At 72.5% G+C, this 16,029-nt stretch carries 12 protein-coding genes; 9 read left to right on the top strand and 3 right to left on the bottom strand.

Annotation, left to right across the window (positions count from 1 at the left end; translation table 11 throughout):
• The first annotated feature begins 213 nt into the window (after positions 1 to 213).
• Positions 214 to 789 (top strand): DUF4188 domain-containing protein, encoded by a 576-nt coding sequence (locus ABZW10_RS21260; protein ID WP_355368039.1) that lies wholly within the window; start codon positions 214 to 216, stop codon positions 787 to 789.
• A 61-nt stretch (positions 790 to 850) separates the two neighbouring features.
• Here ABZW10_RS21260 and ABZW10_RS21255 read toward each other — a convergent pair whose 3' ends face one another.
• Positions 851 to 1,789, bottom strand: a complete 939-nt coding sequence (locus ABZW10_RS21255) for a hypothetical protein (RefSeq protein ID WP_355368036.1) — start codon at positions 1,787 to 1,789, stop codon at positions 851 to 853.
• Positions 1,790 to 1,956: 167 nt separating this feature from the next.
• Between ABZW10_RS21255 and rpe the strand changes: the two genes are divergently transcribed.
• The 5 genes from rpe to ABZW10_RS21230 all read left to right on the top strand — a co-directional run bounded on the left by rpe (position 1,957) and on the right by ABZW10_RS21230 (position 10,164).
• A complete protein-coding gene (gene rpe / locus ABZW10_RS21250) occupies positions 1,957 to 2,640 on the top strand; it encodes a ribulose-phosphate 3-epimerase (RefSeq protein ID WP_355368033.1) in 684 nt (227 codons plus the stop codon).
• A 141-nt stretch (positions 2,641 to 2,781) separates the two neighbouring features.
• On the top strand, positions 2,782 to 3,741 hold the full coding sequence (locus ABZW10_RS21245) for a pirin family protein (RefSeq protein WP_355368030.1): 960 nt from the start codon (positions 2,782 to 2,784) through the stop codon (positions 3,739 to 3,741).
• A 162-nt stretch (positions 3,742 to 3,903) separates the two neighbouring features.
• Complete coding sequence (locus ABZW10_RS21240; protein WP_355368027.1) at positions 3,904 to 4,968, top strand: 2,3-butanediol dehydrogenase; 1,065 nt, start codon at positions 3,904 to 3,906, stop codon at positions 4,966 to 4,968.
• A gap of 163 nt (positions 4,969 to 5,131) precedes the next feature.
• Positions 5,132 to 7,954: a BTAD domain-containing putative transcriptional regulator gene (locus ABZW10_RS21235; RefSeq protein ID WP_355368024.1), complete on the top strand. Its 2,823-nt coding sequence runs from the start codon at positions 5,132 to 5,134 to the stop codon at positions 7,952 to 7,954.
• A 500-nt stretch (positions 7,955 to 8,454) separates the two neighbouring features.
• A complete protein-coding gene (locus tag ABZW10_RS21230) occupies positions 8,455 to 10,164 on the top strand; it encodes a hypothetical protein (protein ID WP_355368021.1) in 1,710 nt (569 codons plus the stop codon).
• Between the two features lie 152 nt (positions 10,165 to 10,316).
• Here the strand turns inward: ABZW10_RS21230 and ABZW10_RS21225 are convergent, their stop codons facing one another.
• Positions 10,317 to 12,014, bottom strand: a complete 1,698-nt coding sequence (locus ABZW10_RS21225) for a hypothetical protein (RefSeq protein WP_355368018.1) — start codon at positions 12,012 to 12,014, stop codon at positions 10,317 to 10,319.
• Between the two features lie 248 nt (positions 12,015 to 12,262).
• Here ABZW10_RS21225 and ABZW10_RS21220 point away from each other — a divergent pair, with 248 nt between their 5' ends.
• Genes ABZW10_RS21220 through ABZW10_RS21210 form a run of 3 tightly spaced genes read left to right on the top strand, consistent with a single transcriptional unit; the run spans position 12,263 to position 14,891 of the window.
• Positions 12,263 to 13,345, top strand: coding sequence for an NAD(P)-dependent oxidoreductase (locus ABZW10_RS21220; protein ID WP_355368015.1), 1,083 nt, complete (start codon positions 12,263 to 12,265; stop codon positions 13,343 to 13,345).
• A gap of 59 nt (positions 13,346 to 13,404) precedes the next feature.
• Entirely contained in the window at positions 13,405 to 13,899 is a 495-nt protein-coding gene (locus ABZW10_RS21215) for an NUDIX domain-containing protein (protein WP_355368012.1), read from the top strand.
• A complete protein-coding gene (locus ABZW10_RS21210; protein ID WP_355368009.1) occupies positions 13,896 to 14,891 on the top strand; it encodes a galactokinase in 996 nt (331 codons plus the stop codon). The genes ABZW10_RS21215 and ABZW10_RS21210 overlap by 4 nt, the downstream gene beginning before the upstream one ends.
• A gap of 8 nt (positions 14,892 to 14,899) precedes the next feature.
• On the opposite strand, the gene ABZW10_RS21205 is transcribed toward ABZW10_RS21210, so the two are convergent.
• Positions 14,900 to 15,997, bottom strand: coding sequence for a radical SAM protein (locus ABZW10_RS21205; protein WP_355368006.1), 1,098 nt, complete (start codon positions 15,995 to 15,997; stop codon positions 14,900 to 14,902).
• Between the last annotated feature and the right edge of the window lie 32 nt (positions 15,998 to 16,029).

Below are 16,029 nucleotides of genomic sequence, written 5' to 3'. Positions count from 1 at the left end.
GGCGACGGCTGTTGCGCGACCCGAGGCTCGAGGTGCTGCTTGAACGAACCTCTCGGGGCGTCGCCAACACCCCTTGAGCAAAAGGGACTTCGCGCGCGCGAAGGGTTGACCGGCTCTGTCCGCGCTGGTGTAATCACCGCTCACATCGGCCTCTACCCGCGAGTAGCCGAAGCGGCGGGAGGGCCGGAAAACGCCGACAGGCTGGGGGCAGACGTGTTCGCGAAACCGACTCCGGGCTTCACCACCGCGGCCGCCACCGGGGACACCGTCGTCCTGCTCATCGGGATGCGGATCAACCGGTTCTGGGCCGTCCACCAGTGGGTGCCGGTAATGCTGGCGATGTTCCGGATGCTGCACGACCTGGCGAAGGAACCGGAGCGCGGCCTGCGCGGCAAGGTCCTGCTGACCGCCTCGCCGCGCACCTACTACGTCGTCCAGTACTGGGAGTCCAAGGAGAAGCTGTACCGGTACGCGAGCGCTCCGGACGCCTTCCACCACCGGGTGTGGAAGATCGCCAACAGGGAGCTCAAGGAGGGCCGGCTGCGCGGGCGGGTCGGGCTCTGGCACGAGACGTACGTCGTGCCGGAGGGGTCGTACGAGTGCGTGTACTTCGACATGCCGCCGTTCGGGCTCGCGGGCGCGACCGGGGTGCTGCCGGTGGAGCGCCGCGGTCGGAGCGCCGCGCAGCGGTTCGCCTTCCGCTCGGAAGCGGAGGGGCAGGCGGCGGCGGGGCAGGCGGCGGGGCAGGCGACAGGGCAGGCGGCGGCAGGGCAGGCGGCGGCCAAGTAGCCAGCCGGCCGGCCACCGTCCCCGCCATCGGACGGGCGGGGACGGTGACCGGCCGGGAACGTCAGGCGGTGGTGGTCGCCGGGAGCCCGATCGGGTTGATCGGGGGCAGGGCCGTGCGACAGAGCGCCGAGATCGGCTTGAGGGCGGCGGCGAGCCGGTCGAGCTCGGCGCGCGGGTGGTCCTCCCAGACCCGGGCGGCGGCGAGGTCGGTCGCCGCCTCCAGGGACTGGTGGCGCATCCGGCCGCACTCGGTGATGGTGCCGCGCTCGGTGAGCCAGCCGCGTTCGGTCAGCCGGGCGGCGGCCGCGTCCCACTCCTCGTCCGTCCAGCCGCGGAACGGCTGCAGCGCCTCGCGCCGCACGTCCAGGGCGCAGCGCACGACCAGCGCCTCGCAGCCGTCCAGCCCCGCCGAGACCAGGGCGGCGATGTGGCCGTCGCCGCGGTGCTCGCGCATCACGGTGGCGGCCTGCCAGAGCCGGCCGTGCAGGTCGGACGGGCGGGGGAGGGCGGCGTTGGCAGCGGCCAGGACCCGCCCGGCGCAGTCCAGCCGGGTGACGGCGTCCTCCAGGAGGTCGGTCGCCAGCTCGATCTGCGCCCGGTCGACGTGCTCCAGCAGCCGCGCCAGGGCCGCCGAGGCACCGGCGGCCCGGGCGGCGAGCGCCGTGTCCGGGTCGGCGAGCTTCCAGATCGCCGGCAGGGCGCGCTCGATCGGGGCGGGCGCGAAGTTGAAGAAGGCGGCGATCACGGGTGGCGCGTCCACCGGGCCGAGCGGGGCGGCGCGGCCGGCGAAGTAGCTGCGCGCGACCCCGCGCAGGCCCACGTCCTCGAAGGCGCCGAGGCCTTCCGGGGTGAAGTAGGTGACGGCGTGCACCGGCTCGAAGAGCCACCACAGGGCCCGGGCGGGATGGACGAGATCGGCCAAAGGGGAACCTTCCTCGGGGAGGGACTGGCGCGCCGTACGAGTGTTCTCGTAGAGGCTGATGACCACGGCGGCGGCCACGATAACCCTGCTCGGGGTGTGATGACGGTCACGCGGAGGTCTCGGTGGTGACACGTGGCCGGCGGCGCACGAGATGATGGCCGGGGTGCGCCCCCGCGCACGCCCGATCCCTCGCTACGTCGGTACGTCGGCACGTTGGCAAGAAGGCAGAAGAGGTAACAGGCCCCATGGCGCAGATCAACCCCAGCATCCTGTCCGCGGACTTCGCCCGGCTCGCCCAGGAGGCCGAGGCCGTGCGGGGCTCGGACTGGCTGCACGTCGACGTGATGGACAACCACTTCGTGCCCAACCTGACCCTCGGCGTGCCGGTGGTCGAGTCGCTGGCCCGGGCCACCGACATCCCGCTCGACTGCCACCTCATGATCGAGGACCCGGACCGCTGGGCCCCCCAGTACGTGGAGGCGGGCGCCGGTTCGGTGACCTTCCACGTCGAGGCCGCCGCCGCGCCCGTCCGGCTCGCCCGCGAGATCCGGGCCAAGGGCGCCCGCGCGTCGATGGCGCTCAAGCCGGCCACGCCGATCGAGCCCTACGAGGACCTGCTGCCCGAGCTGGACATGCTGCTGATCATGACCGTCGAGCCGGGCTTCGGCGGCCAGGCGTTCCTGGACATCATGCTGCCGAAGATCCGCCGGACCAGGCAGCTGATCGCCGAGCACGGGCTGGAGCTGTGGCTCCAGGTCGACGGCGGTGTGTCGGCGAGCACCATCGAGCGCTGCGCCGAGGCCGGCGCGGACGTCTTCGTCGCCGGCTCGGCGGTGTACGGCGCCGAGGACCCGGCCGAGGCGGTCGCCAAGCTGCGCACGCTCGCCGAGGGCGCGAGCGCCGGTGCGGACTGGGCCTGCGCGCACTGAGGCCGAGGGGGCCCGGCCGGGCGGTCCCGGCTGGAGGATCGCCGGGCCCTGGAGGAGGATCGTTGCGACGACCCCTCCGGCCGGGGCGGGGCGGGCCCTGCCACCCCTCCCCGGCCCGACGCACACGGCGGTGACCGCCCCATGAGCAACCTCGACGTCAAGCCCGCCCCGACCACCTGCGGCGGCGAGCCCGGCACCGGACCGGTCCGCGACCTGCTGACCGCCCGCCGGGTGCCGCTCGGCGAGAGCACCGTCGTGCGCCGTCTCCTGCCGAACCTGGGTCGGCGGATGGTGGGGGCGTGGTGCTTCGTGGACCACTACGGTCCGGACGACATCGCGGACGAGCCGGGCATGCAGGTGCCCCCGCACCCGCACATGGGCCTGCAGACGGTCAGCTGGCTGCACGCCGGGGAGGTCCTGCATCGCGACAGCCTCGGCAGCCTGCAGACCGTGCGCCCGCGCGAGCTGGGCCTGATGACCTCCGGGCGGGCGATCTCCCACTCCGAGGAGTCCCCCCGCCCGCACGCCCGCTTCCTGCACGGCGCCCAGCTCTGGGTCGCCCTGCCCGACGCCCACCGCCACCGCGAACCCGCCTTCGAACACCATCCCGACCTGCCCACCGTCACCGCCCCGGGCCTGTCCGCCACCGTCATCCTCGGCACCCTCGACGGCGCCACCTCCCCGGGCACCACCCACACCCCCCTCGTCGGCGCCGACCTCACCCTCACCGCCGGCACCGACCTGCGCCTGCCGCTGGACCCCGATTTCGAGTACGCCGTCCTCACCATGTCCGGCACCGTCGACGTCGACACCGTCTCCCTCGACCCCGGCGCCATGCTCTACCTCGGCACCGGCCGCCGCACCCTCCCCCTCCACGCCACCACCGACGCCACCTTCCTCCTCCTCGGCGGCGAACCCTTCGCCGAAAAACTCGTCATGTGGTGGAACTTCATCGGCCGCACCGGCGACGAGATCACCCAGGCCCGCACCGACTGGGAGCAGGGCACCCGCTTCGGCGAGGTCCACGGCTACGACGGCGCCCGCCTCCACGCCCCGGAACTCCCGGGGCTCCCGCTGAAGGCACGCGGCCGCGAGCGCTGAGCTGCGGAGATGCCCCGGTGCCGGGCGTGTCGCCGCGCCGGTGCGCGGCGCCGGAGGTAATGTTTAAGGGTCAACTTAAATCCGCCTGGTGAGGCGCAGGCCTCACTGCACGGTACGACCCGACGCGGGCCGTGAGCACAACAGGTGAAGAGGACAGTTCAAATGAAGGCTGCGCGCTACTACGACCGCGGTGACATCCGCATCGAAGACACTCCGGAGCCCACGGTCGGCCCGGGAACGGTCGGCATCGACGTCGCCTACTGCGGGATCTGCGGCACCGACCTGCACGAGTACCTCGACGGGCCGATCTTCGTACCGCCGGCGGGCCACCCGCACCCGGTCTCCGGCGAGTCCGCCCCCGTGACCCTCGGCCACGAGATGTCCGGCGTCGTCTACGCGGTGGGCGAGGGCGTCGAGGACCTGGAGCCGGGCGACCGCGTCGTCGTCGAGCCCTACATCCTGCGCCCCGATGTCGACACCAGTGAGAACAATCCGGTCTACCACCTCTCGCCCGACATGAACTTCATCGGGCTGGGCGGCCGCGGCGGGGGGCTCGCCGAGAAGGTCGTCGTCGAGCGCCGCTGGGTCCACCCGGTCGGCGACGTCCCGCTGGACCAGGCGGCCCTCATCGAGCCGCTGTCGGTGGGGTACCACGCCTTCCAGCGCTCGGGTGCCAAGGCGGGCGACTTCGCCCTCGTGGGCGGCGCCGGCCCCATCGGGCTGCTGACCTGCGCGGTGCTCAAGGCGATGGGCGTCGAGGTCGCGGTCTCCGAGCTCAGCTCGCTGCGCCGGCAGAAGGCGCTGGACGCCAAGGCCGCCGACCACGTCATCGACCCCGCCGTCACCGATGTCGCGGAGGAGGTCCGGCGCCTCACCGGTGGCAGGGGCGCGGACGTCGCGTTCGAGGCTACGTCCGTCAACGCCGTCCTCGACACGCTGTTCGACGCCGTCAAGCCGGGCGGCGTCATCACCGTCATCTCGATCTGGGGCAAGCCGGCGTCGCTCGACATGCAGAAGCTGGTCCTCAAGGAGGTCGACCTGCGCGGCACGATCGCCTACGTCAACTCCCACCCGCAGACCATCAAGCTCGTGCAGGAGGGGCGTATCGACCTGGCGCCGTTCATCACCAGGACCATCGGGCTGGACGATCTCGTCAGCGAAGGCTTCGAGACCCTCATCCACCACAACGAGACGGCCGTGAAGATCCTGGTGGACCCCCGCCTCTGAACCGTCCGCCACCCGTGACGGCCCCTGGGCCGTCGACGCGGGAGGGCCGCCGCCCCTTGCCTCGCAGGGGAACGGCGGCCCTCCCGCGACCGGTCCAGCGCGACCGGCCCGCATCACCCGCCCAGCCCTACTATGAGGCGAAGATCGTCTTTCAGGGGGGAAGATGCGGTTCCGGCTCCTTGGCGAACTGAGCGTCCAGGAAGGCAAGCAGGAGCGTGCTGTTCGTGGTGCCAGGCTTCGCTCACTGCTGGTGGTGCTGCTGCTGCACCCGAACCAGGCGGTCACCACCGACCGCCTCCAGGACGCCCTGTGGCACGACGACCCACCGGCCTCCGGCTCCGCCGCCCTGCACAACCTGGCGGCGCGGCTGCGCAAGGTCCTGTCCGACGGCACCGGCACGAGGCTGTCGGCCACACCGCTGGGATACCGACTCGCGGTCGCCGACGACGAACTGGACTACCGGGTGTTCGAGCACCACCTCGACCGGGCACGCGGCGCATGGCCGACCGGCGACTGGAACACCGTCCACCAGGAGTCGTCCGCGGCGCTGGCCCTGTGGCGCGGCGTCCCGCTGGCCGAGTTACCGGACCTCGCGGTTGCCCGGGCGCCGCGCGAGCAGTGGCAGGAAGCCCGGCTGCAGGCCCTCGAATGGCACTGCGAGGCGCGTGTGCGGCTGGGCCGGTCGGCCGGCCTGGTCACCGAGCTCACCCGGCTCGTCGACGAGCAGCCGCTGCACGAGGCATTCCACCACCAGCTGATGCTCGCCCTCCAAGGCGAAGGCCGGCGAGCGGAGGCGCTCGCCGCCTACCGGCGTCTGCGCACGACGCTGCGCGAGGAACTCGGCGTCGAACCGAGTGCCAGGGCCCAGGAGATCCAGCGGGCGATTCTGAGCGCCGAGGATGTCGGGACGCCACCACCCCGGCGATCCGGCGGCAGCCCGGCCCCGGTGCGCGCACCGCACCACCGCCCGGCGCAACTCCCTGCCGACATCGCCGACTTCACCGGGCGCGAGCAGGAACTGGACCAGCTGTCCGAGCGCTTGATCGCGGCCGCGGGCGGCCACGGAACCTGCCTGGCGGTCATCTCCGGCATGGGAGGCATCGGCAAGACCGCCCTCGCCCTGCACGCGGCCCACCGGGTCAAGGACCGCTTCCCGGACGGACAGCTGTACGTCGACCTGCTCGGCTTCGGCAACGGGAGGCACCGCGAAGCCCACGAGGTGCTGGCCCGATTCCTCACCGCCCTCACTCCCGACCTGCGCGGGCTCCCCGAGGACACCGACGACTGCGCCGCACGGCTGCGCACCGTCCTGGCCGCACGTCGGGTGCTGCTGGTCCTCGACAACGCCCGCGACGCCGCGCAGATCCTCCCCCTGCTGCCCGGTGACGGCCGCTCCGCGGTGCTCGTGACCAGCCGCAACAGCCTGACCACCCTTCCGAGGGCCTTCCAACTGCACCTGGCGGTCCTCGGCATCGAGGAACAGCGGTCCTTCCTCTCCGTCGCCTGCGGAGCCGACCGCGTCGAGGGGGACCCGGACGGTGCGTTGCGGGTGCTGGCCGCCTGCGCCGGACTCCCGCTCGCCCTGCGCATCGCCGCGGCCCGCCTGGTCGCGCGGCCGGCCTGGCCGATGGGTGTGCTGGCACAGCAGCTCGAGGGCGGTCGACGGCTGGAGGAGCTGGCGGTGGGCGATCTCGGCGTGCGGGCCTCGCTGTCGTCGAGCTACCTGGCCCTGCGCGACGGCGTCGCACCGCTGGAGCGGGATGCCGCGCGGGCGTTCCGCCTGCTCGGGCTGTGGCCGGGCGTCGTCTTCGGGATCGACTCCGCATCGGCGGTGGTGGGGCGTACGGCGAGCACGACGGGTCGCCTGCTGGAACTCCTCGTGGACTACCAGCTGGTCCAGAGCCCGGAACCGTTGCGTTACCGCCTCCACGACCTGGTCGGCGAGTTCGCCGCCGAGCGGGCCGGCGAGGAGGAGACGGCCGAGAGTCTCGACGCGGCCGTGGTCCGGCTCGCCGCCTGGTACGCGGCGGCCCTGGAGCGGGCCGGCGAAGCGATGGCCCCGGGCATCGAGACCAACGCGCCCGTCAACGAGAGCATCGCCGCGCCGCTGCCGGTCTTCGACGGCCACCAGCAGGCGCTGCAGTGGTGCGTTCGGGAACTGCCGCACGTCAAGGAGGCGATCCGGCACGCAGGGTCGTCGACACGTCCGGACCTCGCCTGGCTCATCGCCGTCCACCTGAGGGGGTACGCCTCGACGCACTGGTGGACCGGGGAGACGAGTACCTGCCTGAGCATGGCCCTGCGCACCGCCCAGGACAACGGAGACCGACTGGGGCAGGCCAGACTGCACCGCCACATCGGTGTCACGCACGCCCGGGCGGGCCGCCCCGCGGAGGCCGCCGAAGTGTTCCGGACCGAGCTGGCGACGCTGGAGGAGGTCGGCGAGGAGAAGGGCGTGACAACCGCCCTGTGGAACCTCACCCACGTGTCCGTGAGTCTGGAGCGGGGCGAGCAGGCGCTCGCGTACGGAACCCGAGCGCTCGAACGAGAACGGGAAGCCGGTGTGGCCCCGTCCCCGAAGGTGCTCTGCGCCATGGGCCGCACGCTGCTGCTCAACGGCGACCTCCCCGCCGCCGAGGCGAACTTCCGGCGTTCCCTCGCCGACTGGCGCGGCGAAGGCCACCTGGGCAATGTCGCGATCACGCTCGCCCTGCTCGGCGACACGCTGGGGCGCTCCGGCCGACGCGCGGAGGCCGTCGCCGCGCTTGCGGAGGCCCTCGACCTCCAGTACCGCGTCGGAAACCTCGCCAGGGTCGCCGACTGTCTGGTCGTCACCGGGCGGGTGCACCTCCTGTTCGCCGAGTGGAGCGACGCCCGGTCCTGCTTCGAACGCGCCCTCGGGATCGCGGTCGAGCACGACCTGTCGGACGGGATGCGGCAGGCGCGCGAAGGCCTCGACCAGCTCGCGAACACGGGCTGCCGCTGAGCTTCGCGTCGTCCGGGAAGCGACCTCCGATTCGTCTTGGGGCCGTGACAGGCGGATCTCGGCGGCGTGACAGGCGTGTCGGCCAGGCTCCCTCCCATCGATCAGCGGCGGATGCGCCGCCGACCCGGGGGGGAGCAGTGAAACCGAGAACCCGCATGTCCATCGTCCGCGGCCGGTTGGCGGCAGCGCCGACCGTCGTGGCCGTCGCGGGCCGGGGGCGGCGGCACGGCGCCCCCGGCCGGCGGCGGCTCCGGCCACCCGCGGATCAAGATCGCCGCTGCTGGCGGGAACCCCGGCTGTCCTGACGGGCGGCCCCGGATGCCTGCCGGATCCGGACCTCCGACCGTGACAGCGACGACCCGGTCCGGCGGTAGCCACCGAAGGCCCGGCGCACCAATGAGGCCCTTCCTCCGTGTCGCCCCGGCGACGCGTTCCCTCTCCCATGGCCGCCCGAAGCCCGGGCATTGCCATGCCTTCCCACACCTCGTCAAGGAGTCACCATGCTCAGCCGTACCATCCGGGTGGCCGCAGCGATCGCTGCTGCGGCAGCCCTGCCGATGGCCCTGGGGCTCGGAGCCCAGAGCGCCTCCGCGAGCCCGTCGCCCACCGGGAGCCCGGTCGCCGGCAGCTCGCCGCAGCCCGGCGCCGCCGCGACCGGATACGGGACCGCCTTCTCGCCCACCGTCGAGAACCCCACGACGGCCACCTCGTCGGAGCTCGCCGCAGCCGCCGCGCAGCACCCGGGCCTCTCCGCCGGTGACACCGCTTCCCCGGTCAACGGCACGATCACCCGCGACGAGGTCATAGCCCGGGCCCAGTCCTGGGTCGACCAGGGCGTCCCGTACAGCCAGACCAGCTACTGGAAGGACGCCAACGGCACCTACCGCCAGGACTGCTCCGGCTTCGTCTCGATGGCCTGGCACCTCTCGTCGTCCAGCGCCAACAACTACGGCGAGACGACCTGGACGCTTCCCAACTTCGCCACGAAGCTGGGCAGTTACGACGACCTGAAGCCCGGCGACATGCTGGACAACATCGACAGCCACGTTGTGCTCTTCAAGGAATGGGCCGACTCGGGCCACACCACCGCCACCGTCATGGAGGAGGCCCACAGCGGTACCAACGCGCGCGTCTCCACCCGGACTCGCAGCGCCCTCGCCGCCGGTGGCTTCAGCGCCTACCGCTACGACAACATCGTGGACAGCGCCCCGGCGCCCCTGTCGCACTCGTCCTCGACGGTGGTGGACCAGAAGGGTACGGTCCGGGTCTACCGCCGCGGGTCCGACAGCCACATCTACGAGAACCACCTGGACAAGGGCGCTTCGTGGTCCGGCTGGTGGGACATGGGCGGCAACGTGGCCAGCGAGCCGGCCGCGACCGTGGCCAAGGACGGGACGATCATCGTCGTCGCCCACGGCGCGGACCACGTCCTCTACGAGGCCGACCTCCGCCCCTTCCAGGGCTGGAACATGTGGATGAACCTCGGTGGCGGCAACCTCGACAACAATCCCGCCGCGGTCACCGACAACAACGGCACGGTCCGGGTCTACTCCCACGGCACCAACGGTCACCTCTACGAGAAGACGGTGGTTCCGGGTCAGCCCTGGTCGGTCATGTGGGACATGGGTGGCAACAACCTCGTCAACTCTCCTTCCGCCACGATCGGGAAGGACAACACGGTGATCGTTGTCGCCCACGGCGCGGACCACACCCTGTACGAGAACGACCTCCGCCCCTTCCAGGGCTGGAATCTCGGCATGAACCTCGGTGGCGGCAACCTCGACAACAGCCCCGCCGCGGTCACCGACAACAACGGCACGGTCCGGGTCTACTCCCACGGCACCAACGGTCACCTCTACGAGAAGACGGTGGTTCCGGGTCAGCCCTGGTCCGTGATGTGGGACATGGGTGGCAACAACCTCGTCAACTCTCCTTCCGCCACGATCGGGAAGGACAACACGGTGATCGTTGTCGCCCACGGCGCGGACCACACCCTGTACGAGAACGACCTCCGCCCCTTCCAGGGCTGGAACTTCGGCATGAACCTCGGCGGCAGCAACCTCGACGGCTCACCCGCCACCCTCACCGACACCGACGGCACCGTCCGGGTCTACTCCCACGGCACCAGCGGCAACATCTACGAGAAGACCGTCGTTCCCGGTCAGCCCTGGTCCGTCATGTGGAGCATGGGCGGCAGCTTCCCCGCCTGATAGCCGGTCGTGCCGGCCGCCGGCCGCCGGCCGCCCGCCCTCCCGGATCGGGGCTCGACGTCGCTGGCCGCACGGCTGGAAGAGGACTGCGGCAGCGGCCCGGCCGAGGCGATGGGCCTCGGCCGGGGGTGCGGCGGCGGGGGCCGGTGGGGTCAGACGACGGTGAGCAGGGTTCCCTCGTACGCCAGCCACTGGGAGAAGGCGTGCAGCCCCTTGGCCGGGTCGGTTGCCGGCGCCCAGCCGGGCGGGCGCAGGCCGTCCGTGAACTCCCGTGGGGGGACGGTGAGGTCGTGGGACGAGGGGGCGGTCTGCACCGGCACCGGGCGGACGGCCGCGTGCACGGCGTTCGCCAGCTCGGCGAGGGTGGTGGGCTTCTCGGCCGCGACGGTGAAGGCGCGGGTGGTCGGGCGGGAGCGGAGCACCGACAGGACGGCGTCGGCCAGGTCGTCCACGTAGACGGGGTGCAGCTCGCTGTCGGGATCGCCGTGGACGGTCACCGGGTGGCTGCGCAGGGCGTCCCACACCATGCGGCCGATGAGGGTGTCGCGGGAGCAGCCGGGGCCGTAGACCTCGCCCACGGCGAGGGTGTACGGGCGCGGGTCGCCGGGCAGGCGGACCGTCAACTCCTGGGCCGGGGCGCCCTCGCGCAGGCCGGTCAGGTCGAGGGTGGCGTCCGGAAGGCCGTCCCCGGCCGGGTCGGCGAGGTCGGCCAGGTCGGTGATCCTGCGCACGAGGTGCTCGCCGAGCGGTGAGGCGCCGCCGCGGACGGTGAGGCCGCCGGGCCGCCGGGAGCGACGGGGGCCCGGCCGGTCGGCGAACTCGTGGCCGGCGGCCAGTGCCCGCTGCGCCACGGCCGCCAGCACCTCGCGGCGTTCGGCGATCCGCTCCTCGGTGCTGGTGTTGCTGATGCCGCCCGGCCCGGTCGTGGCGATCGCCTCGGCGTACACGTCGGCGCGCACCATCGGTGCGGAGCCGTCGGGGTCCAGGCCGAGGCGGGCGGCCTCGTGGCCCATGGCGAGGGCGGTGAGCCAGGTGCCCCGGACGTCGGGTGCGTCGGACTCCGGCCCGGGCGGCGTGAACAGCGAGCCGGGCAGTTCCAGGCCGCGCAGGTACTGCTCGCCGTCCATGTGCAGCCAGCGCTCGGGGCCGGGCCCGGCGACCCGTACCGCGCAGCGCGCGACGCCGTACTTGAAGAACGGCAGGACCCTCAGGCCGGTCAGCCGCTGTCCCTCGTCGCCGGGGCGGTCGTCGGGCAGGAAGCAGACCGAGCGGCGCGGGCCGCGGAAGGCGTTGCCCGAGATCGAGCCCTGGTCCTGGTGCTCGGCGAGGTTGGGCACGGAGACGTAGCGGGGGACACCGAGGTCGGTCAGGTAACGGTGCATCAGGATGTCGTCGGGCCAGCCGCCGAGGCGCGCGCGGCCGTAGTGCACGAAGCCTTCGGCGACGGCCCGGGGCAGTACGATCGCGACGCACGGGAAGTACTCGTTGACCGCGCCGACCCAGCGGGCACCGGCCATGGCGCCGAAGCGGACCGCGGCACCGTTGCGCGAGTCCCAGAGGGCGAAGAGCGCCAGTGCCGCGTCCGGCATCGCCGCGATGGCCAGGTCGACCCGCTCGAAGAACGATTCGGACAACAGCATGTCGTCCTGGACCACGAGTTGATGGGTGGCGCCGTCCTCGATGGAGTCCCAGGCCGCGAGGGCCGTGCGCAGCACCGACGGGGTGCCGGTCGGGTCCGGGTCCATGACGACGCGCAGGGCGCCCGGAGGCGCGGTCAGGGCCATCTGCTCGGCGGCCCGCCGGCGCTTGGGGTGGGTCATGACCACCGCGCTGAGCTGATGGCGCGTCACGTGGTTTCCCTCTTTCTGGTGGGGTGTGGGGGACTTGGTGGCACTCGTGTCGCTATCGGCTACTGCGGGTGCCATCGATTCCGGACAGTACGGATAGAGCCGGAGGCTGGCAAGAGTGCCGAATTCGCACTGGTGTCACGGTTGGTGTCCCAAGGATGCTGGACTGGCACGCCACCTTCCGAGTGAAGCATGTGGCTGTGCTTGAGCGAGTAATCGAGAGTTCGCCGTCTTCACGGAGGGAACCCCCTATGTCCGCTGAATCGCACGCGCCGTTGAACGAGGCCGGAAGCGACGACGGTGAGAGCGTCGAGTCCCGGTTGGAGAAGCTCCGCGATGCTCGCATCGTCGTGACGGGAGGCGGCGGCCTGGTCGGCAGCCACCTCACGTCCCTGTTGTGCCGGGCCGGCGCCCAGGTGGTCGTCCTGGACCGGATGGACGCCTACCCCGAGGACGGCCACACCATATTCGGGGTCGAGAGGACCGGGGCCGAGCTCGTCGTCGGTGACGTCTGCGACCGCGAGCTGGTCGCCGGCCTGCTCCGGGACGCCGACTTCGTGGTCCACGCCGCCGCCTACGCCGACGTGGCCGCCTGCACCCGGAACCCCGACGTCGCCTTCCGGGCCAATGTGCAGGGTACCCAGGTCATCCTGGAGGAGCTGGCCCGCACCGGTGTGCGCCGCCTGGTGCTGGTCTCCTCCGCGTCGGTGTACGGCGACGGCCCCACCGACTCGCCCGGCCCGCACATGTTCCACGAGGACCAGGCGCTGTTCCCGCTGTCGGTGTACGCCAACGGCAAGCTGTGGGCGGAGCACCAGACCCGGCTGATGCTCGGGGCGTCGTCGGGTACCGAGTACGCGATCGTGCGCTACTTCTCCGTCTACGGCGACCCGCAGATCCCGAAGCCGGGCAGCCACTCCTGGATGGTCCCCTGGCTGTCCCTGCAGGCCAAGCTCGGCCGCCCGATGCGGCTGAACGGCGGCGGCGTCCAGGTGCGCGACATGATCCACGTCCAGGACGTGGCCGAGGCGACGGCGCTCGCGCTCGTCGAGGAGGGGATGGCGGGCCGGACGGTCAACGTGGGGACCGGGCGCCCGACGGCGGTCCGGGACGTCGCGGACCTGCTGATGCCGTACTTCCCGCAGGCGCAGCGGATCGTCACCCCGCGCCCCGAGGGCGACCCGCTCGGGGGCTTCGCCTCCACCGAGCGGAGCCGGGAGCTGCTGCGCTGGCAGGCCCGGGTCGATGTCGCGGAGGGCGTCGACCGCTATGTGCGGTGGCTGGAGAAGACGCCCGAGGCCGTGCCGCGCTGGCTCGCCGAGGACGGCGCGTGACAGTCTGTGCCCCCGTGGCCGCCCGACGTCGGGCGGACGTCGGAGGGGGTGGTGCGAGCATGGGCTATGTCGGGTCGTACGTCTGGTCGCTGCGTCAGAAGGTGGGTGGCCGGACCCTGTTGGTTCCGGGGGCCCAGGTCCTGCTGATCGACGCGGCGGGCCGGGGTCTCTTCCAGCAGCGGGCGGACAACGGTGTCTGGGAGCTTCCCGCGGGTGCCTGCGAGGAGGACGGGGGCTTCGCCGAGGCCGCCGTCCGCGAGGTGGCGGAGGAGACCGGGCTGCGGGTCGCGAAGGAGGACCTGGTCGCCTTCGGCTCGCTGTCCGATCCGGCCCTGCACACCGTGACCTACCCGAACGGGGACGTCAACCACTGCTTCGCGCTGTGCTTCGCGGCGACGCGCTGGTCGGGGGAGCTGTCCCCGGGGGCGGACGAGGTGCGCCGGGCGGAGTTCCGGCCGCTGGACGACCTGCCGGCGCCGCTGCATCCGCCCACGCGGGTCGTACTGGAGATGTACCGGGCGTTTCTCACGGACGGGAGGTTCCGGGCAAGGTGAGCGAGGAAGAAGCGATCCGCGTCGCGGTGCCGTGCCGGGCGTGTCTGTCGGGGGAGGACCTGGACTGGCTGGGCGACGGCCGCTCGGTCAGCCTCGCCCTCGACCTGCCGACCACCGTCGAGGTGGTGCCCGGCGAACCGTCCGGCGCGCCGCAGCCGGCCGAGAGCGACTGGTCGGCGCAGGTGTGGACGTTCCTGCGCGAGCGGCTCCCTGAGGTGCATGGCCCTGCGCCGGCCGTGCGCGTCAGCAGTGAGGCGCCCTCGGCGAGCGGGCTGTCCTCGTCCACGGCACTGATCGTGGCGCTGTTCCGGGCGTTCGCCCGGGCGGCCGCGGTGCCGGGCGGCGAGCCGGTGCCGGACGCCCTGCTCGTCCAGTGGGCGTACGAGTTCGAGTTCGCCCGCTTCAACGGCGGCGGCATGGACCACCTGGCCGTCGCCGAGGGCGGTGCGCTGCTGATCGACGGCCGGGAGCGCGGTCTGCCGGTGGTCCGGGAACGGCTGGAGTTCCCGGAGGACTGGCGGGTGGTCGTGGTGGACTCCGGGACCCGGAAGAACACCGCCGACCACATCCGCACGGTGCGGGCGCAGCTGGCGGCCGGTGATCCGGCGCTCGCGGCGTACCGGACCGAGGCCGACCGGGCGTCGGGGGCCGCGTGGGCGGCGCTGCGCCGGCGCGACCACGAGGCGCTGGGGGAGGCGATGACCCGGGCGCACGACGCGATGCGCGACTTCCAGGGCATGTCGACCCCGGTGCTGGAGGAGCTGCGGACGCTGGCGCTGCGCGCCGCCGGCCTGCCGTTGAAGCTCAGCGGGGCCGGCGGCGGCGGTTCGCTGGTCGGCGTCTGCCCCGCGGCCGACACGCCGGGGGTGGTGGCGCGGCTGGCCGACGCGCTGCGCGCTCCGTTCCCCCTGGCACGCGTGATCCCCGCCCGGGCGGCTCCGGGGAGCCGGAGTGCCCGGGCGGGGAACCGGGTCGGCGTCAGCGCAGGCTGACGGTCAGGTCACAGGAACGGGTCGTAGTCCTCTCCCGGGGGGACTGCGCCCGTTCCTTCCGCTATCAGGTCGAGCTCCAGGTTGGAGCGGTGCCGGGCGCAGTGGAAGCGGCAGTCCCGGCTCGGGTCCACGATGCCGCGGTCCGAGGTCTTCCAGATGTCGGGCAGGCTGTCGGTGACAGCGTCGCCGATCCGGGCCAGCGGGTTGCCCCGGTGGTAGGAGCAGATGTACACCCCGGACGGGGTGATCAGGGTGCGCAGCTCGGCCACCTTGCAGCGGTGGTACTCCTTGGGCTGGACCGGCCCGGTGTGCCGGCGCAGCGAGGTGAGCGTGGAGGAGTTGATGAGCTGGAAGGTGTCGCTCTCCAGCCGGGCGGCCTCGGCGAGCTGGCGGTCGACCGAGTCGAGGATGTCCTCGGAGACCTGGATGACGTGGTGCTCCTCGTCGAACATCGCCTTGGTCTCGAAGTAGTCGCAGCCGATGTCGTGGGCGAGTTCGGCCGCCTGCAGCACCTCCGTGTGGTTGCTGACGACCCGGCCGTCCGGCTCCTGGCGGGTCATGACGAGGAAGGAGTAGCCGAGCGCGCCGGTCTTCGCCCCGGCGAGCAGCCGCATGTTGGCGACGACCTTGTCGAAGACGCTGCGGCCCTTGCGGTCGGGACGGAACAGGCCGTACGTGCCGGAGCTCCCGGCGTCCATGGAGACGCGGACCCAGGAGGCGTAGGCGGCGAGTTCGTCGAGGTTCTTGTCGATCATGGTGCCGTTGGTGACGACCCCGACGGCCAGGCCGGCCTCGCCGAGGACGCGCAGGACCTGACGGGTGCCGCGGTGGGCGAGCGGTTCGCCGCCCCCGATGAGCACCACGGCCCGGACGGACATGGAGACCAGTTCCTCCGCGAGCGCGGCCAGCCGCTCGGGGGTGAAGCGGCCCTGGTTGAGCAGCTTTCCGCTGATGCACTCGGGGCAGGCCAGGTCGCAGAAGGTGGTCGGGTCGAGGTCCACGACGAGCGGGGCGTCCGACGCGGCCCCTTCGGCCACCTGCAGCACACGGGGCCAGCCGGACGGCTGGTAGAGCTTGGAGACGAGATCGAGACGGTCGTGCGTCACGGAGTCCTCCTGTGGGCGTGAACGGGGTGCGA

It is taken from the genome of Kitasatospora sp. NPDC004723 (assembly GCF_040609255.1).
Taxonomy (GTDB): Bacteria; Actinomycetota; Actinomycetes; order Streptomycetales; family Streptomycetaceae; genus Kitasatospora.
The sequence above is the reverse complement of the archived record's forward strand: the minus strand, read 5'-3'. Positions and strand labels throughout refer to the sequence as shown.

Coding starts and splice junctions, on each gene's coding strand:
- rpe (WP_355368033.1), top strand. CDS start 1,957: ATGGCGCAGATCAACCCCAGCATCCTGTCCGCGGACTTCGCCCGGCTC.
- ABZW10_RS21245 (WP_355368030.1), top strand. CDS start 2,782: ATGAGCAACCTCGACGTCAAGCCCGCCCCGACCACCTGCGGCGGCGAG.
- ABZW10_RS21240 (WP_355368027.1), top strand. CDS start 3,904: ATGAAGGCTGCGCGCTACTACGACCGCGGTGACATCCGCATCGAAGAC.
- ABZW10_RS21235 (WP_355368024.1), top strand. CDS start 5,132: ATGCGGTTCCGGCTCCTTGGCGAACTGAGCGTCCAGGAAGGCAAGCAG.
- ABZW10_RS21230 (WP_355368021.1), top strand. CDS start 8,455: ATGCTCAGCCGTACCATCCGGGTGGCCGCAGCGATCGCTGCTGCGGCA.
- ABZW10_RS21220 (WP_355368015.1), top strand. CDS start 12,263: ATGTCCGCTGAATCGCACGCGCCGTTGAACGAGGCCGGAAGCGACGAC.
- ABZW10_RS21215 (WP_355368012.1), top strand. CDS start 13,405: ATGGGCTATGTCGGGTCGTACGTCTGGTCGCTGCGTCAGAAGGTGGGT.